Annotated in this window: 21 protein-coding genes; 6 read left to right on the top strand and 15 right to left on the bottom strand. The window is 40.1% G+C overall.

Annotated features, from left to right (window positions below; all coding sequences use genetic code 11):
• A complete protein-coding gene (locus tag A33Q_RS15270; RefSeq protein WP_009034652.1) occupies nucleotides 1–867 on the top strand; it encodes a universal stress protein in 867 nt (288 codons plus the stop codon).
• Nucleotides 868–934: 67 nt separating this feature from the next.
• Here the strand turns inward: A33Q_RS15270 and A33Q_RS15265 are convergent, their stop codons facing one another.
• The gene (locus A33Q_RS15265; protein WP_009034651.1) at nucleotides 935–1219 is read right to left on the bottom strand and encodes a hypothetical protein; all 285 of its coding nucleotides are present in this window, start codon (nucleotides 1217–1219) and stop codon (nucleotides 935–937) included.
• 117 nt (nucleotides 1220–1336) lie between these two features.
• Entirely contained in the window at nucleotides 1337–1585 is a 249-nt protein-coding gene (locus A33Q_RS15260) for a hypothetical protein (RefSeq protein ID WP_009034650.1), read from the bottom strand.
• Nucleotides 1586–1844: 259 nt separating this feature from the next.
• Between A33Q_RS15260 and A33Q_RS15255 the strand changes: the two genes are divergently transcribed.
• Nucleotides 1845–3254, top strand: coding sequence for a Gfo/Idh/MocA family protein (locus A33Q_RS15255; RefSeq protein ID WP_009034649.1), 1410 nt, complete (start codon nucleotides 1845–1847; stop codon nucleotides 3252–3254).
• A gap of 607 nt (nucleotides 3255–3861) precedes the next feature.
• On the opposite strand, the gene A33Q_RS15250 is transcribed toward A33Q_RS15255, so the two are convergent.
• From A33Q_RS15250 to A33Q_RS15215, 7 genes are all read right to left on the bottom strand, one after another.
• Complete coding sequence (locus tag A33Q_RS15250; protein ID WP_009034648.1) at nucleotides 3862–6618, bottom strand: CHAT domain-containing protein; 2757 nt, start codon at nucleotides 6616–6618, stop codon at nucleotides 3862–3864.
• Between the two features lies 1 nt (nucleotide 6619).
• Nucleotides 6620–8014, bottom strand: coding sequence for a S8/S53 family peptidase (locus A33Q_RS15245; RefSeq protein WP_009034647.1), 1395 nt, complete (start codon nucleotides 8012–8014; stop codon nucleotides 6620–6622).
• 382 nt (nucleotides 8015–8396) lie between these two features.
• On the bottom strand, nucleotides 8397–8855 hold the full coding sequence (locus A33Q_RS15235; protein ID WP_009034646.1) for a DUF4268 domain-containing protein: 459 nt from the start codon (nucleotides 8853–8855) through the stop codon (nucleotides 8397–8399).
• Entirely contained in the window at nucleotides 8856–9719 is an 864-nt protein-coding gene (locus A33Q_RS15230; RefSeq protein WP_009034645.1) for a ChaN family lipoprotein, read from the bottom strand.
• Nucleotides 9712–10077 (bottom strand): dihydroneopterin aldolase, encoded by a 366-nt coding sequence (gene folB / locus A33Q_RS15225; RefSeq protein WP_009034644.1) that lies wholly within the window; start codon nucleotides 10075–10077, stop codon nucleotides 9712–9714. The genes A33Q_RS15230 and folB overlap by 8 nt, the downstream gene beginning before the upstream one ends.
• Nucleotides 10077–10979, bottom strand: coding sequence for a DivIVA domain-containing protein (locus A33Q_RS15220; protein WP_009034643.1), 903 nt, complete (start codon nucleotides 10977–10979; stop codon nucleotides 10077–10079). Before A33Q_RS15220 ends, folB begins: the two co-directional genes overlap by 1 nt.
• 5 nt (nucleotides 10980–10984) lie before the next feature.
• Nucleotides 10985–11893: a WD40 repeat domain-containing protein gene (locus tag A33Q_RS15215; RefSeq protein WP_009034642.1), complete on the bottom strand. Its 909-nt coding sequence runs from the start codon at nucleotides 11891–11893 to the stop codon at nucleotides 10985–10987.
• A gap of 38 nt (nucleotides 11894–11931) precedes the next feature.
• Between A33Q_RS15215 and A33Q_RS15210 the strand changes: the two genes are divergently transcribed.
• Nucleotides 11932–12561, top strand: coding sequence for a 4'-phosphopantetheinyl transferase family protein (locus A33Q_RS15210; RefSeq protein WP_009034641.1), 630 nt, complete (start codon nucleotides 11932–11934; stop codon nucleotides 12559–12561).
• 42 nt (nucleotides 12562–12603) lie between these two features.
• Nucleotides 12604–13191, top strand: coding sequence for a redoxin domain-containing protein (locus tag A33Q_RS15205; RefSeq protein WP_009034640.1), 588 nt, complete (start codon nucleotides 12604–12606; stop codon nucleotides 13189–13191).
• A gap of 6 nt (nucleotides 13192–13197) precedes the next feature.
• Here the strand turns inward: A33Q_RS15205 and A33Q_RS15200 are convergent, their stop codons facing one another.
• The 3 genes from A33Q_RS15200 to A33Q_RS15190 all read right to left on the bottom strand — a co-directional run bounded on the left by A33Q_RS15200 (nucleotide 13198) and on the right by A33Q_RS15190 (nucleotide 16702).
• A complete protein-coding gene (locus A33Q_RS15200) occupies nucleotides 13198–14040 on the bottom strand; it encodes a transglutaminase-like domain-containing protein (RefSeq protein ID WP_016255354.1) in 843 nt (280 codons plus the stop codon).
• A 118-nt stretch (nucleotides 14041–14158) separates the two neighbouring features.
• Nucleotides 14159–15787, bottom strand: a complete 1629-nt coding sequence (locus tag A33Q_RS15195; protein WP_009034638.1) for an acyl-CoA carboxylase subunit beta — start codon at nucleotides 15785–15787, stop codon at nucleotides 14159–14161.
• Between the two features lie 111 nt (nucleotides 15788–15898).
• Nucleotides 15899–16702: an N-acetylmuramoyl-L-alanine amidase family protein gene (locus A33Q_RS15190; protein WP_009034637.1), complete on the bottom strand. Its 804-nt coding sequence runs from the start codon at nucleotides 16700–16702 to the stop codon at nucleotides 15899–15901.
• Nucleotides 16703–16812: 110 nt separating this feature from the next.
• On the opposite strand from A33Q_RS15190, the gene A33Q_RS15185 reads away from it, so the two are divergent.
• Nucleotides 16813–19548: a putative LPS assembly protein LptD gene (locus tag A33Q_RS15185; RefSeq protein WP_016255352.1), complete on the top strand. Its 2736-nt coding sequence runs from the start codon at nucleotides 16813–16815 to the stop codon at nucleotides 19546–19548.
• A 345-nt stretch (nucleotides 19549–19893) separates the two neighbouring features.
• Here the strand turns inward: A33Q_RS15185 and A33Q_RS15180 are convergent, their stop codons facing one another.
• From A33Q_RS15180 to A33Q_RS15170, 3 genes are all read right to left on the bottom strand, one after another.
• Entirely contained in the window at nucleotides 19894–21108 is a 1215-nt protein-coding gene (locus tag A33Q_RS15180) for an arginine deiminase (RefSeq protein ID WP_009034635.1), read from the bottom strand.
• Between the two features lie 184 nt (nucleotides 21109–21292).
• Nucleotides 21293–23011: a lysine--tRNA ligase gene (gene lysS, locus A33Q_RS15175; RefSeq protein WP_009034634.1), complete on the bottom strand. Its 1719-nt coding sequence runs from the start codon at nucleotides 23009–23011 to the stop codon at nucleotides 21293–21295.
• Nucleotides 23012–23091: 80 nt separating this feature from the next.
• Nucleotides 23092–24273, bottom strand: a complete 1182-nt coding sequence (locus A33Q_RS15170) for a proline dehydrogenase family protein (protein WP_009034633.1) — start codon at nucleotides 24271–24273, stop codon at nucleotides 23092–23094.
• Nucleotides 24274–24514: 241 nt separating this feature from the next.
• Between A33Q_RS15170 and A33Q_RS15165 the strand changes: the two genes are divergently transcribed.
• Nucleotides 24515–25609: a bifunctional 3-deoxy-7-phosphoheptulonate synthase/chorismate mutase type II gene (locus A33Q_RS15165; protein ID WP_009034632.1), complete on the top strand. Its 1095-nt coding sequence runs from the start codon at nucleotides 24515–24517 to the stop codon at nucleotides 25607–25609.
• Nucleotides 25610–26001 lie beyond the last annotated feature (392 nt).

Here is a 26001-nt window from a genome sequence, read left to right as displayed (position 1 = left end):
ATGGAAAACAAATTAGACCGTATCGCACTGTTAGCAGATCTCAGTTCCATGGACGAGCTCTTGCTGAAGTACATCAAAAAACTGGACACACAATTTGAATTCAAACAACTTGACATCATCCATTGGTTGGAAGTAGAAGATCTACCTGCTGGAGTTAGGGAGGCACTTGCCGCCGAGGGACGCAGTCTCAATGATGTTTTAACAGAGGAATTGATGGAACAGGTTGAAGCACAGTTTGGACCAAACAATGCCAATGTCAACATCCTAATACGAACAGAAAAATCCATAACAGACCTGATTAAATTTATAGATTCCTCAGGTTATGACTTGATGTTGCTGGGGAAAAAAGGCTATTACGAAGGATCAGGGATTTTGAGTTCGAAATTGGTTCGTTTAAGCAAAACTCCCTGTTTGTTTGTGCCGGAAATGGCCCGTCCGAGTGTAGCCGCTATTTTGGCTCCAATTGATTTTTCCAAATTCAGCGAACCTGTAGTGAAACTCTCCCTGAAACTATCCCAACAGGCAGAAGCTTCCTTGGAATTGCTCCATGTGATCAAATTGTCCATGCAATTCTTCCCGTATATCAAAGACACCAAAGATATCAAGCAGGAACTCAAAAGAAAGGCTGAAGAAAGATACAGGCAATTAAAAAAGAAACTCGATAAGACGCCTGAGTGCACCATGATCTTTGGGAAAGACGAGCATATCAGTAAAACCATCTACGATTATGCTATTGGTGAAGGAGTTGACCTAATTGTAATTGGCCGAAAAGGGAGCCACAATGACAGTGATTTTCTGATCGGATCTGTTGCAGAAAGGCTTATAGCCAATGATAAATCTATTCCTGTACTAGTTGTCAATCAGTAAGTAAAAGGAGGATATTTTAAAGTTTAAAGAAGAGTTTGATTCTTTTGATTGTATGTGGTTTACTTTCTTAATAAAGATTGACCTCCTCGTCTTTGATACCATTGATATTCATCATTGTCTCTATTGTCTGATCCATTTGTTTGGATAGACTGATTAAAGCTCGAATGTTGGTATCAGTTATACCTTCAAAGTGTGCATATTCAAAATTAACAATATCCCCAATTTCAAAAGCATCATTAATCTCTTTATAGTCATTGGACATGGCCATCGAAACAAGCAAACCAAAAACTTTGATCCGAGCCTCCCAGAGCTCATTAATCGTATCTATAATTTGTTCTTTGTAGGTTTTCATTTTTAAACTTGATTATGATAAAATCCAAGTTCTAAAGCCCTTAAAGGCTTTATAGAATAACCTACCCTCTTTATCATTTTCTTTTCGAAGATTTCGAAATTTGATGCAAATTTCAATTCATTTAAATATTCTAAGTATTTCGGATTTATTCTGGATATTAATATTTTTTAAAATGGTAGGCATCCATGAATAAGTAAAGCTAATTCCAATAATGAGGTTTTCTATTTTAATTTCTTTATCTGGTAGGTTTTCAAAATATTCTAGGAAATGTGGATAGCTAATAAAAAAACTCTTAATCTCTGGCTCAAGATTATCAGCAACTTTGATTAATCTATCTATTGTGTCTTCTTGTCTCTGAGGATTCATAGATAATTGGAATCACGTTTATGTTCTAATTTAACAAAATATATTTGTTAAGAGGAATATCTTACTTTTTAACGTTTTACTGGCTTAGCGCTACAATTAGGGGCTGTCTTTCTAGAATTGCATAGGAATGAATCAAGTAACAAGCTTTTTTTGACTTTTATCATCCATAATTTAGCAGAAGTTTTGACTCATGTTTTTATCTTCTATCTTCATTCGATATTTCAATAGACCCAAATCTAAAATCTTATTTCCCACATCCATGAGCAATAATAGAAGAGACTTTATCAAATTGGCAGGACTAGGGTTGGTAGGATCAGCCATCCCCCAGTTTTCCAAAGCAGAATCCCCTGTGCAGTTACTTAATTTGAGCCAAAAGCGACATGACCAACTTTTCAATATGAGTGGCTTTGCTGCTCCCAAACTGGAGACTGTGCGGGTAGGAGTAATCGGTCTAGGGCAAAGAGGCCCGGGAGCTGTTGACCGTTTGAGTAAAATCGAAGGGGTGGAAATCAAAGCATTGTGTGACCTGATACCTGAGCGGGTAGACAAAATCAAGGAAAAGCTTAAAGGAACCAAACACAATCCGGAGTCTTATTCTGGATCGGTCTATGCTTGGAAAAAAATGGTGGATAGAAATGACCTGGACCTGATCTACATTGTCACACCTTGGGATTGGCATACCCCGATGGCTGTTTATGCTATGGAAAACGGAAAACATGCCGCTGTGGAAGTGCCTGCTGCCAAGACCTTAGAGGAATGCTGGCAATTGGTAGAAACTTCGGAGCGTACCAAGAAGCATTGCATGATGTTGGAAAACTGCTGCTATGACTTTTTTGAGTTGATGACCCTAAGCATGGCCAGAGATGGTTTTTTTGGAGAAATCATCCATACCGAAGGAGCCTATATTCATGACCTGCTATGGCTTAATTTCATGAAAGAAAGTGATGGTGGATATCAGGATATGTGGAGGTTGAAGGAGAATTACCGAGATGGGAACCTCTACGCTACGCATGGGCTTGGTCCGGTATGTCAGATCATGGATATCAATAGAGGGGATCAGATGGATTACCTGACTTCGCTTTCCAGTGCAGATTTCCATATGGCTGCGAAAGCAAGGGAACTTGCGGAGGAAGATAATTTCTTTGGTTCCTTTGCGGAGAAACAGTACGGAGGTAACATGAATACCACCATCATCAAGACCAAAAAGGGGCGCTCCATGATGATCCAGCATGATGTCACTTCCCCAAGGCCTTATTCCAGATTACATGCCATCAGTGGGACAAAGGCTTTTGCACAAAAGTACCCTGTGCAAAAGATTTCAAAGGAACACAGTTGGCTAAAAGAAGAGGAAGTGAAAGCTATAGAGCAAAAATATACGCCTGAAATTGTCCGAAAGGTCGGGGAACTGGCCAAGCAGATTGGTGGACATGGAGGTATGGATTTTATGATGGACTGGAGGTTGATAGATTGCCTGCGCAATGGACTGCCTTTGGATCAGGATGTGTATGATGCAGCATTGTGGTCAGCGATTTCTCCTTTGAGCGAATGGTCAGTGGCCCATAGATCCAATTCCATTGATGTGCCTGATTTTACAGGCGGAAGCTGGAAAATGAACAAACCGGTTGAAATCACCTTGAAGGGTGGGGGGACGACTAAGGTGATTGTGTAATATGTATATCCGCAATTACACCACTAGCCAATTTAAATAAGTGCCTAGATCAATCAGATACTATTAGATATTGGATATTCATTGATAACTTGTCCCGGTTTATCGGGATTGGCTAGAAATCATAGGTTTGTTCCATTATTTAGGTTCTACTGGTAAGTAAGCGGCTAATCATGTAGTATAATGACCTTTGGGGTTTTTTCGAAGCTCGAAGGTCTTAAAATAGTGATTTATAGTTCTCGCGGCGGTCGCAACGATAACGCATCGGTCGCAACGAAGTAAACATGAATTAAAAGTAAAACCCACGTTGCGATCATTGCGAATTTCTTTGCGATCATTGCGTGAAAAATCGTAGAATCTTCGGTACCGTACTTACGGTGTCAAAAGTGAGCGACGACCTGACCTTTGGGGTTTTGAAAACCCCGAAGGTCTTTTTTTGTAACCACGGATATTCACAGATTGACACAGATAAAGTTTCACATTTCTGGAATTGGGGAATGATGATTTTGTAAGTTTTAATAAGTTCAACCCTTTCAGGGTTGCTCTTCACATGTTAATAATTATCCAAAACCCCAGGTTGCACCTGTGGCTATTGAGAGGTTCGACCATTTCATGGTCGGTTCTTATAGTAAAGAAGAACAACTGCCAATAGCGCTATTATAATATAGAGGTATATGTAATATGATCCCAAACTTGAGGCTGGTTTCAAAACATCTGACCTGCCCGCAAGAACCTGCCCTGCCCAGAAATAGGGTAAACTTTGGCCTTCTGATTTTTCCAAAAACTCCAATTTGGCTTGCTGTAGGGCCACATCGCTAGGAAGACCATCACTCAAAAATCTGTAAAACAACTCTGTGAGTTCATAAGTAGCCTGATTTTCCACTTCCCATAGCGTGGTGATGCTACTGGGAATACCGGCTGCAGCGAAGCCTCTTGCCAGAGAAAACACCCCTTCTCCTCTCACCAATTTCCCTACCCCGGTATTACACGCCGCCAATACAATCAAATGTGCCGGTATTCCTCCCAAAAGCTGCAATTCCGAAAGTGGCATAGATGTATCAAAGAAGTAAAGGCGAGGCTCCTGTCCATCGGCATCAGCCACTGCGTGAGAATAGAGCTGAATGATGGAATGATCAGAAAGATGATTCAGAAAGTTCTGTTTGGTGGCACGCTCATGAGTGAGTAGGTTGTTTTTTGGAAAAAAGCTTCTGATCTTCTTAAGTGAAAGGTCTGCTCCGGGAAGACTGGCCTGCTGAATGTCAGTACTGTAATTTACCGGGGCTAGGCCAAAAAGGGAATGCTTTATATTTCCTTTTTGGTTTTTGGCTAGAAAACCTGCTGAATAAGTATAACTCAAGGCCTGACTTTTCAACATAAAGGAATTGTCATTAGAGGAGTCTGTGATCAAAAATTCGAAAGGAAGGAAAAAACCATCGGGAGAAACCATAACTCTAGGATATTCCTTGATTTCTTCAGGGACCAATTCCCTGTAAAGCCTTTGCGAGATGGTTTTAAATGTTCCAAAATCACTGTTGAGTTTGGATTTGTTGGAAGTCAGTTCCAGAAGCTGAGCGGCTCTTTTCTCCAGATCTTTTGCTTCAATCTTTTTAAGCCCTATTTGATCTTTAGCTACAAACAAAACATAACTGGCTTCTTCTCCCACAAAGTAGGATAAGTAAGCTTGGTCTCCAGCCAGCACTTCTCCCTGAAGCTGTTGCAATGAAAGGACAGAAGTATCGTATTTATATTGGTAGTAGCTGGGGTATCTCTGTTCCAATTCTTTGATAAAAGTTTCATATTTAGACTGGGCCTCAAACCAGTCCACTGAGGCTTTCTGAAAATCTTCACTTCCGGATTCCTTCTCTAAAAGCACATTTTTTAAAGCTATAGCATCGGTTTTGAGCTCTTTTTCCTTATATAGGTCACTTTCATTGATAAACCTCATAGCTCCCATTTCACTTAGCTGGTCATTGAGCATCACGGCCCTGCTTTTTTCCATAAAGTAAAATGCCCCTTCAAAGTCATACTTGTCCAGGCAGGCTTGTATGGCCAATTCATAGATTGGTTTTGTATATCCCCTCCAAAATGCTTTAGAACCCTCAGTCTGTTGGTTCCACCTCATCAAATCAATCACCTGATCATTGAGTCTGAAATGAAAAAGGGCATGTTCCAAAATTACAGGATCTGACTTTTCCATTTGAGATTGCTTCGATATGGCCTCCCCCTTACTTTTGAGAATCATGGCGACTTCATAATAATTGTCCGTTTGTCTGATTTGTGCAAGCGTGGGGTTTTGGTATTGATCTTTAGGTTCAAAACCCTTTACGGCAATCTGTATGGCCTTTTGAAAATACTCCATTGCCTCTTCATAGCGCTCCAAGCGCGTATAGGTAGCCCCGATGTTGTTGAGTGTTGACATGTTTTGCCTCGAATCAGGATATGGCTCAAGGAGATCCAGTGCTTGGTATAGATAGGTTAGGGCTTTTTGGTCATCTATTTTTGCCCAAGTGTAATAAAGCTCATCAAGAGAGGCTAGTACGCTTCCCAAATACCCCATTTTTTGGTAGAGGTCCATGGCTTTTGAGAAATAAGTCTCAGCTTCTTCGGGTCTTGCCACCGCTGCCAGGTAAATGCCGTATGCATTGTAAGCAAAACCCAATAACTCCCCTGAAGCCTGTTCACTTTCAAAAATGCCTATGCTGTTTTGAAAAATTTCATCCGCTTTTTCGATTTCTCCAAGTTCCAGGAGCGCTCTGCCTTTTTTTATCTTGAGCAAGGTTTCCTGAATAGTACCCTCCAAACCATGGATGGCTCCCAATGCATAATCCAGCATGTCTACCGTGCGCTGATATTCTCCCTTATTAAAGCTGTAGACGGTTCTTCTGTCGAATGAAATGTAGGCAGGGGAAAAAGTTTCCTCAGGGTATTTTTTGTGTAAGTTGAACGCACTGTCATAGTAGGCCTCTGCTTTTTCCTGAATTCCCAATTCCTGATAAGCTATCCCTATATTACAGAAGGTATATGAAAGATAATATTCTTCAGCATGAGGAACGTCAGATTTATTGATGGCTATAGCTTCTTGCATCAGACTGATGGCTTCTGAGAAATCGCCCAGGATTCTTTTGTAATCAGCTATGCGGTGGATGATTTTGGCATAAACCCCATCTTTTTGGTTATCCTCTAAAAATCGGAGTCGGATTGCTTCTACTTTATCGAGTTTTTCAGACCAAGAAAGTTCTGGATCATTATTGACTGTGTTGACCTGATCTAACCAAAAAGCAGGTTCCTGCCCGGACTGGGCCAGGGAGAAACCTGCTTTAAATTGAAAAATAAAAACAATAAATAATAAGCTCCTTAGAAAGTTCACCTTATTGCCGGTTGTTCAACCTAATATAAGAAATTCCTCGGTTAACTTGATTACTAAGATTAACATTTACAGGACCTTCTGGAGGTAGAACTTCATTTATCCAATCGGTTTTCGGACTTCTTTGAAAATTAATATTCCGGAAAGAATCATCCCATCGGACAGCGATTTTACCGGTCATGATTGCTGTGGCAAAGGAAGACCCTGCAATTAGTTCTTCATGATTTTGGGTATTTACAAATGGCAACCTAAAGCCGTAATCCGCATCGGATCGGATAGCGACATCCACATATTTACTGGAATAATTTTGGTTGGCGCTAACGCTTTGACGATCAATTCCAGTGGTGGTTACTGTAATTACATTTGAAGGTTTTTTTTCGCCCATATTACTTAATACACCTGGATAGAACCAATTCTTTTCCAAATTTCTTTCTTGTCCTTCTTCAACAACATTTCCAGAAGCAGCCACCATCAACATTTGATGACCATCCAAAAAACTTCTTGTTAAATGCCCCATAATTGGATGTTTCTCGCCAGGAAAATCCGGATATTTCATGTTGTCATAAAACCCTAAACTCATATTGATCAAATCAGCCTTTTGGCTTTTGGCAAAGTGTAATCCGCATAGTAGTGAGAATAAAGAACCATTATTGTCTTTGTCCAGTACTTTGATTGGCAAAAACTCCGGAATTCCTGATTTCCCTGCAATTAACTCCTCCAGCATATATAGGTTAACTACTGTTCCATGCTTGGAGTCAGTATCATCGTGGAAATCATCATTGAACTCAGGGCCTGTAAAATTCCAGCCGAAGGAATTTTCAGAATAACAATTTCCAAGTGATTCCACCTGTTTTAAATAATCCTTTGGGAAAAAATCGGTATCTAAACCTGAATCTAAAGTTGCTATAACAAGGTTTTTCCTAGAGGTTAAGTTTGAAGGGTTTAAAACATTTCTACCCGTATTGTTTCCTTGTTGGTCAACTTTAAATAAATAATTTAAAGACACGGCTAAGCTACTATCTCCGGTTGTGCCGGCGACATTAATGGGGCGAGCTGTTTTTATTTCTCCGTGCCCATCGGTAAAGAACTCCAGAATGTCTGTAAGGTAGTACTCGAGGTTTTCAGCTCTATATAGTTCTACTAAGTTGATACAATCATTACAAACAACTTTAATTGCATTAGGAAATTTACTATAAATATAACTTTCAACAGAATCTCTAAGATGATGGGCTATTTTTTCATTTTGATAGGAAAAAACGAGCTCATTTTTTTGATATGGCGTTTTCACACCTTTTAATGGATTTTCTGATTCTTCGTTTTTTTGAGTTTCACAGGCTATTACCAGGCATAGGAGTATACTCCCAATGTAAAGCAATGGGGCTTTGATTAGATTTTTCATGATTGTAGAATTTTGGTGGTTCTGATTGAAAAAGAAATTTAAACAAAAACAATCCGTATCATTCGGAATATAATTTTACTTAAGTATCAATATATGAATTTAAATTTTTTGTCTCAAGGAATTTTTTTACTCATAAATCTCTCGGAAGGAGATTACCGCGAGCCGCTTTGGTCTGATTTGATGAAATTTCCATTGATGCTACTTTCAATTAACCTTCACATGCATTCCCTTTTGCTGCATGCGCTCCTATTGACAGATGTATATCCGTTGAGGGCAAAAGTGTTACCCTGAATTAGTAATGTTGTTATCGAAGGGATTACCTATCAAGGACTCTCCTTAGGTTTTGGAGAAAAAAAATGATTGAATACTTTCTCTGAGGTTTCTAAAAATCCTCAAAGGCAGGTTTGATATTTGACCAGAAAGCGTCAAGGGCAATGATTCTGGGTTTTAAAAAACTGATAATGGCAGGCCAGTCATTCTTGTCCATTACATTGACTTTGTCCAGCACTGTCTGAATCCTGGAAACAACATTTCCGGATTCATCAAAGGTATGTAATTCCCAGTCCCACTCCTCCTGCAGTTCAGCTTCAAGGAGCCTTTTGAATTCCTGAAACTGACCAAAAACGAGTTCCTGAATTTCTTCATCCTTATGATTCAGCTCTATGCCGATTGAAGCAAAGCCGCGCTCTGCTTTCATTCTGAAAAATATCTGTTTGACTCCTGTCTTATAATTTTGCCAATTGACTTTCAGCCCATCGGCATTCGGGACAGGTTTCATATACTGCCCAAAAGCAGTCCAAAAGTCCTTTCTGATTTTGGCTGTCTCTGCTCTGGAATACATTTAATAGCTTTTGGGACTATCTGATGGGAGTACCACAGTAAAATCAGCTGTCCTAGAGGTTTTTTCATCAATGCTCGCTATATCATCTTGCTCCACCGTATTGATGGTGAGGATTTTTATATCTGGAAATGCCTGTCTGACATACCATATTATTCCCTCGTAATTGTTGGAATGGTAAGAGCCGTTGATGTGAAGGATATTGTGTTCTTCGCCTATAAATTCAAAAAGGGAAAATGCCATGGTTGCATCCTTAAGTGCTTGTGCATCTATCATATAATCTACATTCATGGACGATCCATGCATCATTTCTTTCATTGCTGCATAACCGGGAAGTTCCCGGTCTACTGTGATGGGAAGAGGAGGTAAGTGCTTTTTCGCTTCGAGGCTCAGTGAATCCAAAGCCTTAAGCCCTTCTCTACTGACCAAAGAGGCATATTTTCTTGGAACATTACTAGCTACAAAAGGGACGTTATTTTTCTTGGCATAAACCATCAAAGGTTTGTAATCTGTTCCGTAATTGGTCCAAAGCTTGGCTTCTGCTTCGAAGTTCTTGTCGGTGATTTTACCTGCAAACCATTCGTTGATATTCAATTGATCGTCCTTTTCGAAAAACTCCCCTGCAAGTATTGGGGAGCCTTCCTGCTCGTAAAGGTATTTGAAAAGTTGAAGTTGTAGCCAATGGGCTACACCGTTATTGTGCAATTCTCCGAAAAAGATCAATTCAAAATTCTTAGCTTCTTTGGCTAAGGTTTCAAAACTCACCTCATTACTATTTTTGTCAAAAACTTTATAAATCTCAAACTGACAGAAAGCAGGCAGCGTGAGAAAAAAGAAAACTAAAAGAATCAGATATTTTTTAAACATAATCATCGGGGTAATTTACTGTGACCACTGAGTAGTTGACGACTCCTCCCAGTGCGGGATTGTGTTTTTTAATGACAATGCCTATAGATAGCAGGTCAGGGTAGACTTTTAAAATATCCTGAATCATGAGATGAGCCAAGTGTTCCAAAAGTTTGACAGGTTCCTGCATGTGTGATTTGGCAATGTTATACAGCTTACCATAATCCACAGTGTCTTTCAGGCTATCCTTTAGCATGGCTTTTTTGAAATCAGTATTTACATGAATATCCACTGTAAATCTGTTGCCCAGCTTGGTTTCTTCCTTGAAAACACCATGGTACGCGTGAAACTCAATCCCTTCTAGTGAAACTTTACCCATCAGTCAAATTGATCAAAAAAAGAACCGCCCTTATCTTCTTGTTTCTTCTTATTTTCTCCTTCTGGGTTTTCAGTTGAAGCTTCCTCCATATTACTCTGAACTACCTCTGGTTCCTCTTCTACAACTTTTACCTTTGCTTCTACTACATCAGGTTTTACTTCGTCTTTTTCTTGCACTTCAACAGATTCTTCGGAAGAACTGATATCCAGTTCTTTTTCTGCCTTGACTTCAGGCTCTGGCTCTATGGTTTTTTCAATTTTTTCCTCTTTTACTTTTTCAAGTATTGGTTCAGCTTGCTGTACTTCAGGTGCCTTGGTCATGGTAAAGGCGCCAGCTTTGCTGAGTTTGTCCACCATTTTCATGTGTACTTCCACGTTAACTTTTTTGAAAGCTTCCTGAGATACGGATATGTTGTCTTCTATGTCTTCAGATAGTGCTTTCAGATTCTTGAGTACCAAGTCCCGCTGTGCCAAAAGTGAAGAATAATCCTCGATCAAACCTTTGACATCAGCTTTGAGGTCTTCCATAATTTGCCTGCCTTTCTGTTCAGCCCCTTCAATAAGATTATGGGCCTGACTTTGAGCATCCTTCACCATCGCTTCGGCATTTTGATGCGCGTCTGAAAGAAGTTCCTCCGAAGATCGGCTAGCTTCCTCAATCATTGCGGCTCCTGTATCTTCAGCAGTTTTCAGTGTCCTAAACAAAGATTCTTCGACCTCTTTGAGTTTATTGGCTTCTTTTTCAGATTGTTCAAGCTTTCTTGCCAATTCGGCATTTTCCTGAGCCAGTTTTTCAAATTCAAGGCTAAGGAACTTAAGGAAGTCGGTGACTTCATCTTTATCATATCCTCTGAAATTTTTCTCAAAGGACTTTTCACGTATTTCGGAAGGCGTAATTCTCATAGGTATTATAGTTGAAGTTCCCAAATGGAGATTTGCCTGTCATCGCTGACAGAAACGATTTGATGGTTGTAAGTGCTCCATAGCACTTTGTTGATTGAAGTGCCGTGTCCGGCATAACGGGCTTTGTCTATAACCTTGAGCAGTTTGAAACTATGACTGTCCCAAACTTTGATGGACTTATCCATGCTGCAGGTAACAAAATACTTCCCGTCTTCCCTAAAGGAAAGGTAATTGATAGCAAACATATGGGCAACGATGGATTCCTCCAAGGAGTATGCTGAAGCATTCCAGATATTCAAATAAGCATCTCTACCACCGCTGACCAAAATTGGTTGATTTGGGGCATAGGCCAAAGCAAAAACAGAATTATTGTGAGCTTCAAGGTTATGTAAGGGAGAGTGGTCTGCCAAATTGAAAATTTTGATGGAATTGTCCGAAAGGCCAACTGCCAACTGTCTTTTGCTAGGATCAATGGACATGACCCGAACACTTTTCTTACCGATTTTGATATGTTTTTTTACGGTTTTGCTTTCTATATCCACAATGATCAAAACTCCGTCACCAGTACCTACATACAGCTCGTTGCCTATGGCTTTGATATCAAAGATCGATTGATCTGTAAGTTTGATAGACCAAAGTTCTTTGCTGTTTTCAAGATCAATCACATGAATTCCTTCAAAATTATGTCCTATAAAAAGGAGGTTTCTTTCTTTGTCCACCTCGAGTGCATAAACAGAATGCGCCACTTTGGCCATAAGTTTGCCGTCCTTTGGATTATCCATATCCCATTCGACAACCATCCCGTCTCCTGATGCTGTATAAAAAAACCTTGGATCTGGCCCTTCTACCAAAGCATAAATACAATCATTGTGTCCTGTCAGCGTATGAAGTTTATTGACTTGGATTTTTAACATATATTGCAGTGATTAGCGAATAAACCCGAGAGGGGCCTATGCAAACAAAAATAGAAAAAATTAGTCCTTTATCAGCTTTGGCTGTAAATATTATTGAAGAAGTATCAGGGAATGACATCGATTTTTTGAGTTTCAGAGAGAAATTATCATATGCCAATATTTCCCGAGCAGATAAACAGGTGGAATGGAAAAGCGCTCGTATTGCAATCAAATCTGCACTGGATTGTATTTCGCTTCCCTATCCTGGATTTTTCAAAGACGAAAATGGTAAATCCCACCCTATGGACGGATATGGATTTGTGTCTCTGAGCCATACAAAAGGTGTGGCAGCGGCAATTTTTCACAAAGATATGCCTGTGGGAATAGATCTGGATTATATAAGGGAAAAGGTGGTTCGGCTTGGCCCCAAATTTCTTGATGAGCAAGAAATGGATTTTTTGAACAATGACCCGGCATTGCATACCATCGCTTGGTCTGCTAAGGAATCTATATTTAAGTGCCAGGGTAAAAGAGGGGTCAGTCTGAAAAATAATATCTTACTTGAGCCCTTTGCTGAAGGAGATAGTCTGATCAAAGGAAGAATTTACGGAACCGAATTTTCAGATCATCATTATCAGGTAAAAGTAGAAAGAGAGGCTGATATCATTCTTACTTATACAGTTTGGTAAACTCTTTGCTGTAAATATTATACCCAAAAAAATCTACCTGAAATGAAGAGGATTTTACCAATTTTGCTATTTGGATTCTTAATGAGTTCTGCGCTGTATGCACAGCGTGTAGAAAACTTTGAGTTGAATGATATATTGACGGGAGGGTCGTTTGAACTTACCGGGCACGGAGATCAAAAAGCTATAGTAGTCATTTTTACCAGTTTGAACTGTCCTTTTTCTAAACTCTACGAAGAAAGGATTGTCAGTCTTCACAAGCAATTTTCCGATCAAGGTGTAAAAATTATTTTGGTTAATCCTCATTATGGACTTGAAGAGGGAGAGTCCCAGGATGAGCATAAGGAAAGAGCCTCAGCTAAAGGAATTGAATTGGCTTTCCTTGATGATTCCCAAAAAGAGGTGACGCGAATGTTCTCAGCCACTAAACTTCCTGAAGCAGTGGTCGTAACCCCAAGTCAGACCGGTTTCTCGATTGTATATAGAGGTGCAATAGACAATAATCCCCAAGTAGCTTCTAATGCCAATATGAAGTATTTGGAAAATGCTCTAACGGCAATATTGAATAGAAGAAACCCTAGCCCCGCATCGAGCAGGCCGGTAGGATGTAATATTAAAATGGACTTAAGATAGAGGGATTTAATTTTGAAGGATTTCCAAAAGCTCTTTGACCTCTGTTACTTTTTCGGATTCTCCTATTTTCTCAAAAGCAACGATTAGATTCCTGAGGGTTCTGACAAGGATATCCTTATGGGTACAAGGTTCAAAAAATTCATCTCTTGGCTCTATTTTGAGATGTTCCAAATAATTATGTATGTCTTTTTTGCTGAAAACAAGGCCCTTGTTAAAGGCATTGATGTAAAATGAGACATCCTTAGATTGGTATGTAAGGACAAAAAGGTTTGGTAGGTTAACTCCGTACACGGGTAAACCTAGTTTTTGAGCCACCAGCAAATAGATCGCGCAAAGACTGATGGGGTTTCCTTTTCGGGTTTCCAGTACGTTGCTCAACATGGAATTTCCCGGAGAGTGGAAGTTTTTGGTATTGGCAGAGAATCTCAACTGGGTAAATAAAACGCTGTTGATGATCCGGATCTGCTCATAAGGCATTAGGTCATTTTTAAAGGAAGTCCAGACTTCAAAGTAAATCTGGTGCATGTCAGCATTGAGCTTTTCGTATTCCAGATCAGGATACTGATAGGTGTTGATGATCCAGAGTCCGGTAAGCAAGTCTTTCTCCTCACTTTTTTTCCAATCAGTCAGCCTTTGTTTCAATTGACTGAACTGAAGGTCATGCACAAGTTCTTCGATTTCTTTTTGAATGTCAGGGTTGAAACTTTCTTCCCATTTTTTTTCCAAAAAGGGGATAACTTCATGACCAATAGACGCGAGCTTTTCACGGACGTGACTTTTTACTTCCATGTCTGAATCGTCTAAAAGCGAGACCAATGCGTGAAGTTCTTTTTCTGAGAGATGCTCCATCTTCATTCTTTTCATTCAAGATAAGTAATATCCTGCTTTATAAAAACCGTAAATCTGAGGTTTTTGATTTCAAAAAAGGGAAAAAAGGCTTTGCAGATAGTCTGCAAAGCCTGAAATATCAAGTTTGAATAACACCAACATTGAACCGCTCCGTGATGGGGGAATGGTTGGCCGCTTCAATTCCCATGCTGAGTGCTTTTCGGGTCTCTAGAGGGTCAATTACTCCATCCACCCAAAGCCTTGCTGCTGCATAATATGGGCTTAATTCCTCATTGTATTTGTCTGTTATTTCTTTGAGCAGTTTGGCTTCATCCTCAGCAGTGATTTCCTCACCTGATTTTTTGAGAGAAGCTACCTTGATTTGGAGAAGGGTTTTGGCAGCGGAAGCACCGCTCATAACTGCCATTTGTGCTGTTGGCCATGAAAATATCAATCTTGGATCATAGGCTTTACCGCACATGGCATAGTTGCCGGCACCATAAGAGTTGCCCAATACAATGGTAAATTTCGGCACTACGGAATTGGCCATGGCATTGACCATTTTTGCACCATCCTTGATAATGCCTCCATGTTCTGCCTTGGAACCAACCATAAAACCGCTTACATCTTGGAGGAAGACCAATGGGATTTTTCTTTGGTTACAATTCATGATAAAACGGGCAGCTTTATCTGCAGAATCTGAGTAAATCACCCCTCCCATCTGCATTTCTCCTTTTTTATTCTTGACAATTTTGCGCTGATTGGCTATGATGCCCACCGCCCAACCGTCGATTCGGGCTGTACCACAGAGAAGGGTTTTCCCATAATCCTTTTTGTACTCATCAAATGCTGAATCATCCACCAGGTGCTTGATGACTTCAAGCATGTCGTATGGTTTCACTCTGTCTACTGGGAATACTCCATAGAGGTCTTCTGATTTATTTTTTGGCATTTTGGCCTCAGCTCGATCAAACCCAGCCTTTTCATTGCTGCCGATTTTTTCAAAAATCTTTTTGATGGCATCCAGACACTCCTGGTCTGTATCGTATTTGTTGTCAGTGACTCCTGAGATTTCACAATGAGTTGTGGCTCCTCCAAGCGTTTCATTGTCGACGCTTTCACCTATAGCCGCTTTGACCAAATAAGACCCGGCCAAAAAAATGGAACCTGTCTTGTTTACGATCAAGGCTTCATCTGACATAATAGGTAAATAGGCTCCTCCTGCCACACAGCTTCCCATAATGGCAGCAACTTGAACGATGCCCATGGATGACATCTTGGCGTTGTTTCTGAATTGCCTACCAAAGTGTTCTTTGTCCGGAAAAATTTCGTTTTGCTTGGGTAAGAAGACTCCAGCACTATCGACCAGGTATATTACGGGCAGACGGTTTTCCATAGCAATTTCCTGTGCCCGCAGATTTTTCTTGGCTGTCATGGGAAACCACGCTCCTGCTTTGACCGTCGCATCATTGGCTACAATCATACACATACGACCCTGTACGTAGCCAATTCCTGTAATCACGCCGGCAGAAGGACAACCTCCTTCTTCTGCATACATTCCATCGGCTGCAAGCGTACCTATTTCGAGAAATTCGCTTCCCTCATCCGTGAGATAAGCGATTCTTTCCCTAGCTGTAAGCTTCCCTTTTTGGTGTTCTTTCTCTATTCTGGATTTACCACCGCCCAGTTTGACAGTTTCCAGTTTTTTCTTGAGTTGAAAAAGTAATTGCTTGTTTTGGTCTTCATTCTTGTTGAACTCAATATCCATAAAGTATTTTGGGTTTAATTTTCTAAAAGCTAAAATAACCTCTTTTAGAAGTAAGTATCAAATGTGGAGGAAAAGTTTACTCCCAAAGGAATGAAAAACAATCCTTCACAATTACATTTCATCCAATTCTTCTTTGTAAGCCTTGATGGCTCTGAATATGGCAGAAGCCAAGTAGGTTTGGCCTTGCTGGCTTTTCAAAAAACGCTCTTCATTGACGTTGGAAATGAAACCTAATTCTACAAGTACTGAAGGCATGTATGTAGTCCAAAGTACATAAAGTGGAGCTTGCTTCACTCCTCGACTGTGTCTGTTGACTCTTGTTCTGAAATCATCTTCAACTTTGGCGGCCAGGGAAATGCTGTTGGACAAATAAGCTTTCTGAGTAAGGTTAAACATCATGTAAGACTCAGGCGAATTCGGGTCAAAACCCTCATAATTTTCTTCGTAATTATCCTCTAAAAGAATTACAGCATTTTCTCTTTTGACAATATCAAAGTTAGCTTCGAAATTTTTGGTTCCCATGACAAAAGTCTCCGTTCCATAAGCAGAACGGTTACCGGCTGCATTACAATGGATTGAGATAAAAAGATCTGCTTTGTTTCTGTTTGCGATATTGGCCCTTTCCTTCAATTCCAAAAATGTATCTGTTTTTCGTGTATAAATTACTTCCACTCCTGGTAGCAGTTCTTCCACATATTTACCCACCTGCAAAGCAACAGTAAGCGCAATGTCTTTCTCTTTGGAGGAAGAACCCAAAGCACCGGGATCTTTGCCACCATGACCTGCGTCAATTACGACCCGTTTTACCCTTTCAGTGCGTGTTTCCTTAGGCCCGGCTGTTGAATATCCGGCAAGAAGGAAGGAGAATGTTAAAATTGGTATAATAAGAATATTTTTCACTTTGAATCGTTTCATGCGTACTGAATCCTATTAACTTTGCTCGGGCAAAATTTATACATTTTTAATTAAATTTGAATCAATTAGTGCGGAATTACTGGTTTTATTTGCTTGGCTTGATTCTCATCATGGCATTGCCAGAGACTGGATATTCCCAGCAGAGAGATCCGGAGCAAAGGCTTACCGCACCTGACACTGTCCTCAACCCCAATGCCCTTCAGTTTCCAGACGTCGATAGCTTGATGGATTCCCTGCACATGTCATTGTCGGACAGTCTTCCTGATCCAGCAGACCCGGAAGCAGACGTTCCCCAAGGTGATATCCAGACCACTATCAATTATTACGCCGAAGATAGTATCATCACAGACTTTACCCAAAATAAAGTTTATCTATACAACGATGCCTGGTTTGAGTATGGAAATATCAGGCTAGATGCTGACCTGATTATAATTGATTGGGATAAAAATGAGCTTTTCGCCTCGGGAATCACGGATTCCACAGGTAATATTACAGGGAACCCTATATTTAAAGAAGGACAGACTACCTATGAAATCCGCAAGGAAATGCGGTATAATTTCAAAAGTCAAAAAGCCATTATCAAAGACGTGGTGACAGAACAGCAGGATGGGCTTTTGAGGGGGCAGACTATCAAAAAAGATCAGGATGGAAGTATCTACATGGACAAAGGTTTTTATACCACCTGTAATCTGGCCGAACCTCATTGGCATATCAATGCTGCAAAGATCAAATCCATAAGAGGCAACAAAGTAGTTACTGGCCCATTTAACCTTTATTTCAATAACATTCCTACGCCTGCAGGTCTGCCTTTTGGGATCATTCCTGACACTCCTGATGAAAAAGCTTCAGGAATAGTTTTTCCTTCCTATGGACAGGAACAGGTCAGGGGATTTTTCCTTCGGAATTTTGGCTATTACTTCGCCTTCAATGATTACATCCATACCAGGGTTACAGGAGATGTGTATACTCAGGGTGGTTATGGTGCCAAAGCTGCTACTGTATATAAAAAGAGATACCGCTATAATGGAGCCTTCAATATCGATTACCAACGTTTTCAGAGCCCTGAGACAGAGCTTCCTGAAAGAGCCCAGGATTACAATACCATCTGGGTCAACTGGAACCATGCGCCAGAGACTAGGGGTACATCAAGATTTTCGGCTTCTGTCAATGCAGGTACTACCAATTACAACAATGTAGTGATCAACCCGGCCAGCTTTGCCAATAACGTCAACTCAGAATTTTCTTCCAATGTCTCTTACAGTAAGACTTTTGCAGGGACTCCTTTCAGTATGTCTGCCAATTTGAGGCATTCCCAAAATATTCAAAATGACGAGGTCAACCTGATTCTTCCTGACATTGCAATCAACATGAACAGGCAAAATCCTTTTGCAAATGTGCGCTTTGAGCCTCTGAAGACCTTGAACATCGCCTGGAACTTCAATATGCAAAATTCTATTAACAACAGAATTACCCCTGCATTTGGTGTACAGAATCAAGCTTTGCAGCAGGCTCAGGGAGATTTGGATATTGTTCAACAGAACGTGCTTCCTTTCACATTCGCTAATTTACCTCAGTTGCTAAGAGATGCTGATAATGGGGCGAGAAACACCATTCCTATTACCTCCAATTTCACCCTATTCAAATATTTCACGGGTACGGCTTCAGTGAATTACACTGAATTGTGGTACTTGGAAAGGATCAATTTCTTTTACAATCCGGTAGAAAATAGGGTAGATAGAATTTTGGAAAGCGGGTTCAACAGGGTCAGCTTCTACAATACTTCATTTGCCATGAATACCAATGTTTATGGATTTTACAATTTCAAGAAAAGTAAAAAAATCGAGGCTATAAGACATCACATGCAGCCATCCTTTGGGTTTAATCTGACACCGGATTTCTCGAACCCGGCATTTGGATTTTATCAGGAGGTGCAGGTAGATGAGCAGGGGAGAACACAGCTATTTGCCAGACATCAGGGTTTTATTTTTGGTGGAGCACCTTTGGGAGAACAAAGGTCTTTGAGTATCAATATCAGAAATGTGGTAGAAGCCAAATTGAAAACCAGGGAAGATGATGCCGAAGAAGCTGCCACAAAGAAAATCCCTTTGCTACAGTCATTGAATATTTCTACGAATTATAATTTCGCAGCTGACTCCTTTAATCTTTCGCCCATCAACTTCAATACAAGGACCTCATTTTTTGACAATAAGTTGTCAGTCAACCTTTCCGGTAACCTGGATCCTTACGCTACAAGAACCACCAATAACCTGCAAACCGGCCAGGAGATTACCCGCAGGATCAACCAGTTTGCCTGGACTGCAGGTCAAGGTATAGGTACTTTGAGATCCGCACAGATGAATATCAATGGGAACATCAATCCTAGCGGTCAGAAAACACCTGGTGAAATGAGGGAAGATATGACCAATGACTTTTTACAACAAGGTGGTCAGATGAATGAATTTGTGGAAGAAGAAATCAATAGGGTAGTGAATGACCCTTCCCGCTATATCGATTGGGATATCCCCTGGAATTTAGGATTCGGGTACAACATTGCTTACAACAGAAGGCAAGATGGACAGGTGAATGTGACATCTGCATTGAATATCAACGGGAATGTCAGTATTTCGGAAAAGTGGAAAATCAATTTCAGTGGGGGGTATGACTTTATGACTGCGCAGATTACACAAACCATGCTGGGAATTGATCGCGATCTACACTGCTGGCAGATGGGTGTCAACTGGATTCCGTTTGGCAGATTCACCTCTTACAGTGTAGATATACGTGTGAAATCTTCCATTCTTCAGGATTTGAAAGTCAGTAGAAGAAGGTCTTTCTTTGATAGATAGAGAATCATTTTCGAGTTACGAGTTACGAATTACGAGGCTTTTATCTATGGGAAAGGTGTAATGAGATTTATCACTTAATAATCAATCAAACTTTTAGCGGCCTGTATGCATCGATAAGGCTCGATTATAACAAATTAAGCATGGATATGAAATCCTTCGACTTTACTAAGTGTTTTTCCAGAGGCTTAGTTAAAATAGCTAGAAGCCGACCACCAAGTATCAGCCTCTTAGTACTTCGTACATGTTACATCGTTCCCAATTGAACCTTTTCAGAATTTCAAAACTTATTTTTGCAATAAACAAAGGATTAAGCCTCGTAAATCGTAACTCCAAAATCGTACATCTTTATATCTTCGACCGGCTGATCGGCATGGTCATGCATCTTGGGCCGCCGAGTCCTCTGGATAGTTCCGATGAGGGGATTTCCAATACCTCAACTCCCATGTTCCTCAAGGCTGCGTTGGTATGCTTATTTCTGTTGTAGGAAATCACCCTTCTGGGTCCAATGGCAAAAACATTCGCACCGTCAAACCACTGTTCCCGCATAGAATAATCAGGGTTGCCATCTGCAGTATGCAAAATTTCCAGATGTTGGATTTCTCTTTCCAATACCGTGAGTAAGGATTCTTTCAAGACCTGTCTTTTGATATGTACTTTATCCTCCTGAATTTCTTTAATGGTGTACAGAGAAGTCTGTAAGACAGAGTTCAAAGCGTCCGGATAGGTCAAAACAAGGTTTTCATCAAGGATCGTAAAGACGGTGTCAAGATGCATGTAATTGCGTCTATGGGGTAGGTGTACTTCATATACCCGCTCTACGGTCCCTTCTGCCAAGAGAGCCTTAGCTACTTGGTAGATTGCCTTTTCATCAGTACGTTCAGAGTTTCCGATGGCTACAGCCTTTTTAGAAAGAATAATAATATCCCCTCCTTCTATACTTGGAGGATTTGCCTGACCAATCATAGGATAAAGCTGGTTAACATGATCTTTGAAATTCGGATGATTTTCAAATATTGCCCTGAGAAGATTAGCTTCTCTTTGCCTACCCTCCATTTTCATACTGGAAAAAATGATTCCCCCAGGGGTGATTGCCATGGGATCCCTTTGAAAGTACAAATTTGGGCTTGGGGGGATAATAAATGCGTAATCCAGCAATTCGGTGACAGGCAGGTTTGGTATCTTTCTTTTCAGTTCATGGACTTTTACGCCTGCTGTAAGTGCAGTGGCACATTCAGCAGTTGAAAGCCTGTCTAAAATGTAATCTTTGAGATGGGTTTGATTGGATGGCTGTAATGCCTGCATCATCAATTTTTCCAAAATACCTCTGTTGGTGAGTGTCTGCGTCAAAAGCTCTCTGAGTCTGAAAACGGTTGCACCTGTTGTTTCTTTGATCAGATTAGTAAAAACATCATGCTCTTTTTGCATTGCCTCCAAGTAGGGAACATCTTCAAAAAGCAAGTAGTCTTTGTTATAAGGTGTAAGCCTGTCAATTTCTTTAGCAGGTCTATGCATTAAAACTGCCTTTAAGGTTCCAAATTCAGAGTTTAACCTAAGATTCATGCCTTGTTATTTTACTTGATTTATTAAAAATTCCATAAAATATCGGAAAAATGGTTTTAAATATAGCATTAAAAAGGGTTAAATGTTCAAAATATATTATTCGTAGTGTTATTCCTGCCTTGTTGTTATAAATAAAAAAGCCGAATCTTTGGATCCGGCTTTTTTCACGCTGTTTCTAAACTTCTTATTGCAACCAAGCTTCTACTTCTTCTTTTGTAGGATTACTTGTGTCAAGCTTTAGTTTTTTTCTCCTTCCGCAGACATCATTGAAAAGCTTATTGATATCTTGTTCTTTGAGTTGTTCGATGGTATGGATATTTAAATCCCTGATAGCTGGGATCAATCCTGCAGGTATTCCCAGTTCCATGAAATCCTCATCAGTTGCGATTTTCACTTTTTTCTCCGGTCTCATCTGAGGGAAAAACAATACTTCCTGGATGGTGGAGTTGTTGGTCAGTAGCATGGTTAGCCTGTCAATCCCAATTCCCAATCCTGAAGTAGGAGGCATGCCATATTCCAATGCTCTTAGGAAATCATCATCCATGGCCATGGCTTCATCGTCTCCCCTTGCAGCCAGTTTCAATTGTTCTTCAAACCTTTCTCTTTGGTCTATCGGGTCGTTGAGCTCCGTATAAGCATTTGCAATTTCTTTTCCATTGACAAATAACTCGAATCTTTCTACCAAGCCTTCCTTACTTCTGTGTTTTTTGGCAAGAGGAGTCATTTCTATAGGATAGTCAGTAATGTATGTTGGCTGTACTAGGTTGGCTTCCACTTTCTCGCCGAAGATCTCGTCGATCAGTTTGCCCTTGCCCATACTGTCATCTACTTCTATTCCCATTTCTGCACAGACTTTCCTGAGTCCTTCTTCATTCATTTCACTTACATCCACTCCAGCATATTCCTTGATGGAGTCATACATGCTCAGTCTTCTGTAAGGTCCGGCAAAATCGATTTCTTTTTCACCAACTTTTACCTTTGTGGTCCCGTGGATGGATTCGGTTACTTTTTCAAGACATTCTTCCACCATTTCCATCATCCAAATATAATCCTTGTAGGCTACGTAAATTTCCATAGAAGTAAACTCAGGATTGTGAGTACGGTCCATACCTTCATTTCTGAACATTTTACCAAACTCATAAACACCGTCAAAGCCACCAACGATCAACCTTTTGAGATAAAGTTCATTAGCAATACGCAAGTAAAGCGGCATATCCAAAGTGTTGTGATGGGTTTGGAAGGGACGTGCTGCAGCACCTCCGTGTACCTGTTGCAGAATGGGAGTTTCTACTTCCAGCCATCCGTGGTCATCAAAATACCTGCGCATGTTGCTGATGATTTTGGACCTTGTGATAAAAACATTTTTTACTTCGGGGTTAACTGTAAGGTCTACGTAGCGTTGTCTATAGCGCAGTTCAGGATCAGTAAATCCGTCATATACATTCCCTTCCTCATCTCTTTTGACTACTGGAAGAGGTTTTACTGCCTTAGAGAGAACTTTCAACTCCGTAACATGAAGAGAAATCTCGCCGGTTTGTGTGGTGAAAATGTATCCTTTTACCCCTATGAAATCTCCTATACCAAGTAATTTTTTGAAAACGGTATTGTAAAGAGTCTTGTCTTCGCCCTCGCAGATATCATCCCTACGGACATAAACCTGAAGCCTACCTGTTGAATCCTGGATCTCAGCAAAAGAGGCTGAACCCATAATTCTCCTACTCATCAATCGACCTGCGATAGAAATATTTTTGTAATCGTTTTTTCTGTTTTCGTAATTATTATGAATATCCAGAGCTGTAACGTTGATGGGGAATGATTCTGCCGGGTATGGATTGATCCCGATTTTCATCAACTCTTCCCTGTCTTTTCTTCTTTCTAATTCCTGTTCGCTAAGTAATTGCATTCTTTCCTTTTTGTTTTTGCTATTTATTCAACCTGAAAATCCAAGCTGATTAAAAGCTGTTGGAAATTAAGTTTAATGATTTATTTCTTTTTTCTTCGGGCAATCTCCCTCTTGATCAAATCAAGTTCTCTACTGCTTTGCCCTGCCACAGATGTATTTTCTTCTGCTCTTCTGGATAGATAAGGCATTACCTTTTCTACCGGTCCATAGGGGACGTATTTGACAACGTTGTAACCTGCATCAGCCAAGTTAAAAGAGATGTTGTCACTCATACCATACAGCTGAGCAAAATAAACTTTATCATCTTGAGGGTTGATTCCATATTCTGAGATCAATTCAGTCAGGTAAATATTACTTTTTTCATTGTGAGAACCCGAGACGAGTGCTATGGATTTCAGGTTTTCAACACAGTATTTCAATGCAGCATCATAATCTCTGTCAGAAGACGCTTTGTCGGGCTGGATTGGGCTGGAATATCCTTTATCCTTTGCTCTGTCCCTTTCCTTTTCCATGTAAGCTCCCCTGACCAATTTAGCTCCGAGAATGTAGTTTTTTCTTTGTGCTTCTTGATGTGCATCTTTCAACCTTTGCAACATGTCATGCCTGTACATCTGGTAAGTATTATATACAATGCATGAATCTTGATTGTATTTTTCCATTGCTTCATAAGTCATTTGATCAATGACATCTTGAAACCAGGATTCTTCAGCATCCACCAGAATTTTTGTATTGGCATCAAATGCTGCCTTGCAAAGTTCGTCTACTCTTCCTTTTAATCTTTCGAATAAGGATTTTTCCTTTTCATTCAACTTTTTGCCTGCCTGAATCTTGGTCATCAGCTTGTAATCCCCTAAGCCTGTAACCTTGAATACTGCAAAAGGTATCCTATCATCTCCTGCTGAACGTGCAATGGTCTTGAGGATTTCTTGTTTTGTAGCCTCATAACTCTCTTCATTTCCTTTGCCCTCAACAGAATAATCCAAGATGGTATGGATATTATATTTGGCCAGTTCTTCTAAAGATTTCTGACAATCATCAATATCTTCCCCTCCGCAGAAGTGACCAAACATGGTTTTTTTCATCAAGCCCTTGATAGGCAGCTTCAAAGCAAATGACCAATTGGCCAATTTGGTTCCCAAGCTTACCGCAAGGTTGTTATTAACAGTGGCAAAAATGAGATACATTTTTCTGAGTTCCGCATCTGATTTGGAAGCAAAAGCCACTTCTAAGTTCTCAAAAGAAATTTTGGGTTTTACTGGCATAGCAAGTCGTTTCTGGCTGCAAATATATCAAAAAAACACCATGGGGATAAGTTATGTTTGGCTATTTGAGTCCGCTCACATAAAAAATTAAATCCATGGGAATGCTATTTTGTAATTCATTGAGAAATGGATTTTTTAATTTTTGAACTTACCTTTAACATCACCTTAGCAAATCCTTACTTTTATTAACAAGAAGGATGAAATTTCTGTTAATAAAGTACGCAATCAAAATTTAGTATTCTTGGATATTCTTAATCTAAACGAATGGGGCTTGGATGCCAAAGCTCCCCTTTACATTGCAGGCCCCTGTAGTGTGGAAACTCCCAACCAACTGAATACTACAGTGAAGGATCTGGCATCAAGAGGTTTTAAGTGGATCAGAGGAGGTGTATGGAAGCCTAGAACACGGCCCAATAGTTTTGAAGGCGTGGGGGAGATCGCACTGCCATGGATTCAGGAAGTCAAAGAAAAGTATCAGGTCCAATTCGCCATAGAAGTAGCAAACCCCTACCATGTACAAAAGGCATTGGAATATGGCATAGATCTTTTGTGGATAGGGGCCAGAACGACTGTAAATCCTTTTGCAGTCCAAGAAATAGCTGATAGTCTGAAAGGTGTGGATATTCCTGTCATGATTAAGAACCCTGTAAACCCTGACTTGGCATTATGGATTGGAGCATTGGAGAGGATTAATCAGGCGGGAATCAAAAAGCTAGCAGGTATTCATAGAGGTTTTTCCAATTTCAATGACCAAGTTTATAGAAATAGTCCGACTTGGCAGATTCCGCTTGAACTGAAGACCAGGTACCCCAATCTCCCTCTATTAAATGACCCAAGCCACATTTGTGGAAAAAGGGATCTTTTGGCTTCAGTGGCTCAGATGGCAATGGACCTGAATTTTGATGGTTTGATTATCGAATCTCATTTTGATCCTGTAAATGCTTGGTCGGATGCCGCACAGCAGGTTACACCCGAAGTCTTGGAAAAATTGATCCAAGACTTGCAAATAAGGTCTACATCAACTGAAAACCCCATTTTTCAATCTCAACTGGAGCTTATCAGAGAACAGATAGATCAAGTGGATAGGGAATTTTTGGAGACATTGAGCAGGAGAATGAAGCTCGTAGAAAAAGCAGGTGAGTATAAAAAGTTAAATAACGTGGCTATCTTTCAAATGGAGCGTTGGAAAAAAGTGTTTGAAACAAGACCAGAGTGGGGTACAGCTCTTCATTTAAATCCTGATTTTATCAAGGAGTTATATCAGTTAGTTCATACAGAATCTATCAAAAAGCAAGAGGAGATCATGGAGAATACTGGGTTGCAAAAGGAGAAATAGCGAGCTCAATTTTGTCAATTTATTGGGATTAGTAGATAAAAGTAAAGTTTCAGTTTTTCAGCAGGTATTATTAAAGCTCCTTTTATAAATATGCCTGATAGCTTTAATGTTCTGAGCAAAAGTGTCAAAGCGGGATTCAGTATACAGAATTTTATTCGGTGTTTCTGAAAAATAGGTTGGAATTTCCTCTAATCATTACTAAAGTAGACTTCACTTGCATAAAATTTAAAAAAATCTTCAAAAATTGATTTGTTTTTAAAAAATCTGCCTTTACATTTGAGACATGTTAATCGCAGTCTTCGCATATTTTACATTCTTTTACTTTTACTTTCGAATGAAAAATCGAATCGGAGCCGCTTATTGCCTTGTGAAAAATTAAAAAAATCATAAAC

This window comes from Indibacter alkaliphilus LW1 (assembly GCF_000295935.2).
Taxonomy (GTDB): domain Bacteria; phylum Bacteroidota; class Bacteroidia; order Cytophagales; family Cyclobacteriaceae; genus Indibacter; species Indibacter alkaliphilus.
The sequence above is the reverse complement of the archived record's forward strand: the minus strand, read 5'-3'. Positions and strand labels throughout refer to the sequence as shown.

What these genes read in the sequence shown, in the direction of transcription:
- A33Q_RS15270 (WP_009034652.1), top strand. Translation starts at nt 1, where the DNA reads ATGGAAAACAAATTAGACCGTATCGCACTGTTAGCAGATCTCAGTTCC.
- A33Q_RS15265 (WP_009034651.1), bottom strand. Translation starts at nt 1,219, where the DNA reads ATGAAAACCTACAAAGAACAAATTATAGATACGATTAATGAGCTCTGG.
- A33Q_RS15260 (WP_009034650.1), bottom strand. Translation starts at nt 1,585, where the DNA reads ATGAATCCTCAGAGACAAGAAGACACAATAGATAGATTAATCAAAGTT.
- A33Q_RS15255 (WP_009034649.1), top strand. Translation starts at nt 1,845, where the DNA reads ATGAGCAATAATAGAAGAGACTTTATCAAATTGGCAGGACTAGGGTTG.
- A33Q_RS15245 (WP_009034647.1), bottom strand. Translation starts at nt 8,014, where the DNA reads ATGAAAAATCTAATCAAAGCCCCATTGCTTTACATTGGGAGTATACTC.
- A33Q_RS15235 (WP_009034646.1), bottom strand. Translation starts at nt 8,855, where the DNA reads ATGTATTCCAGAGCAGAGACAGCCAAAATCAGAAAGGACTTTTGGACT.
- A33Q_RS15230 (WP_009034645.1), bottom strand. Translation starts at nt 9,719, where the DNA reads ATGTTTAAAAAATATCTGATTCTTTTAGTTTTCTTTTTTCTCACGCTG.
- folB (WP_009034644.1), bottom strand. Translation starts at nt 10,077, where the DNA reads ATGGGTAAAGTTTCACTAGAAGGGATTGAGTTTCACGCGTACCATGGT.
- A33Q_RS15220 (WP_009034643.1), bottom strand. Translation starts at nt 10,979, where the DNA reads ATGAGAATTACGCCTTCCGAAATACGTGAAAAGTCCTTTGAGAAAAAT.
- A33Q_RS15215 (WP_009034642.1), bottom strand. Translation starts at nt 11,893, where the DNA reads ATGTTAAAAATCCAAGTCAATAAACTTCATACGCTGACAGGACACAAT.
- A33Q_RS15210 (WP_009034641.1), top strand. Translation starts at nt 11,932, where the DNA reads ATGCAAACAAAAATAGAAAAAATTAGTCCTTTATCAGCTTTGGCTGTA.
- A33Q_RS15205 (WP_009034640.1), top strand. Translation starts at nt 12,604, where the DNA reads ATGAAGAGGATTTTACCAATTTTGCTATTTGGATTCTTAATGAGTTCT.
- A33Q_RS15200 (WP_016255354.1), bottom strand. Translation starts at nt 14,040, where the DNA reads ATGGAGCATCTCTCAGAAAAAGAACTTCACGCATTGGTCTCGCTTTTA.
- A33Q_RS15195 (WP_009034638.1), bottom strand. Translation starts at nt 15,787, where the DNA reads ATGGATATTGAGTTCAACAAGAATGAAGACCAAAACAAGCAATTACTT.
- A33Q_RS15190 (WP_009034637.1), bottom strand. Translation starts at nt 16,702, where the DNA reads ATGAAACGATTCAAAGTGAAAAATATTCTTATTATACCAATTTTAACA.
- A33Q_RS15185 (WP_016255352.1), top strand. Translation starts at nt 16,813, where the DNA reads ATGGCATTGCCAGAGACTGGATATTCCCAGCAGAGAGATCCGGAGCAA.
- A33Q_RS15180 (WP_009034635.1), bottom strand. Translation starts at nt 21,108, where the DNA reads ATGAATCTTAGGTTAAACTCTGAATTTGGAACCTTAAAGGCAGTTTTA.
- lysS (WP_009034634.1), bottom strand. Translation starts at nt 23,011, where the DNA reads ATGCAATTACTTAGCGAACAGGAATTAGAAAGAAGAAAAGACAGGGAA.
- A33Q_RS15170 (WP_009034633.1), bottom strand. Translation starts at nt 24,273, where the DNA reads ATGCCAGTAAAACCCAAAATTTCTTTTGAGAACTTAGAAGTGGCTTTT.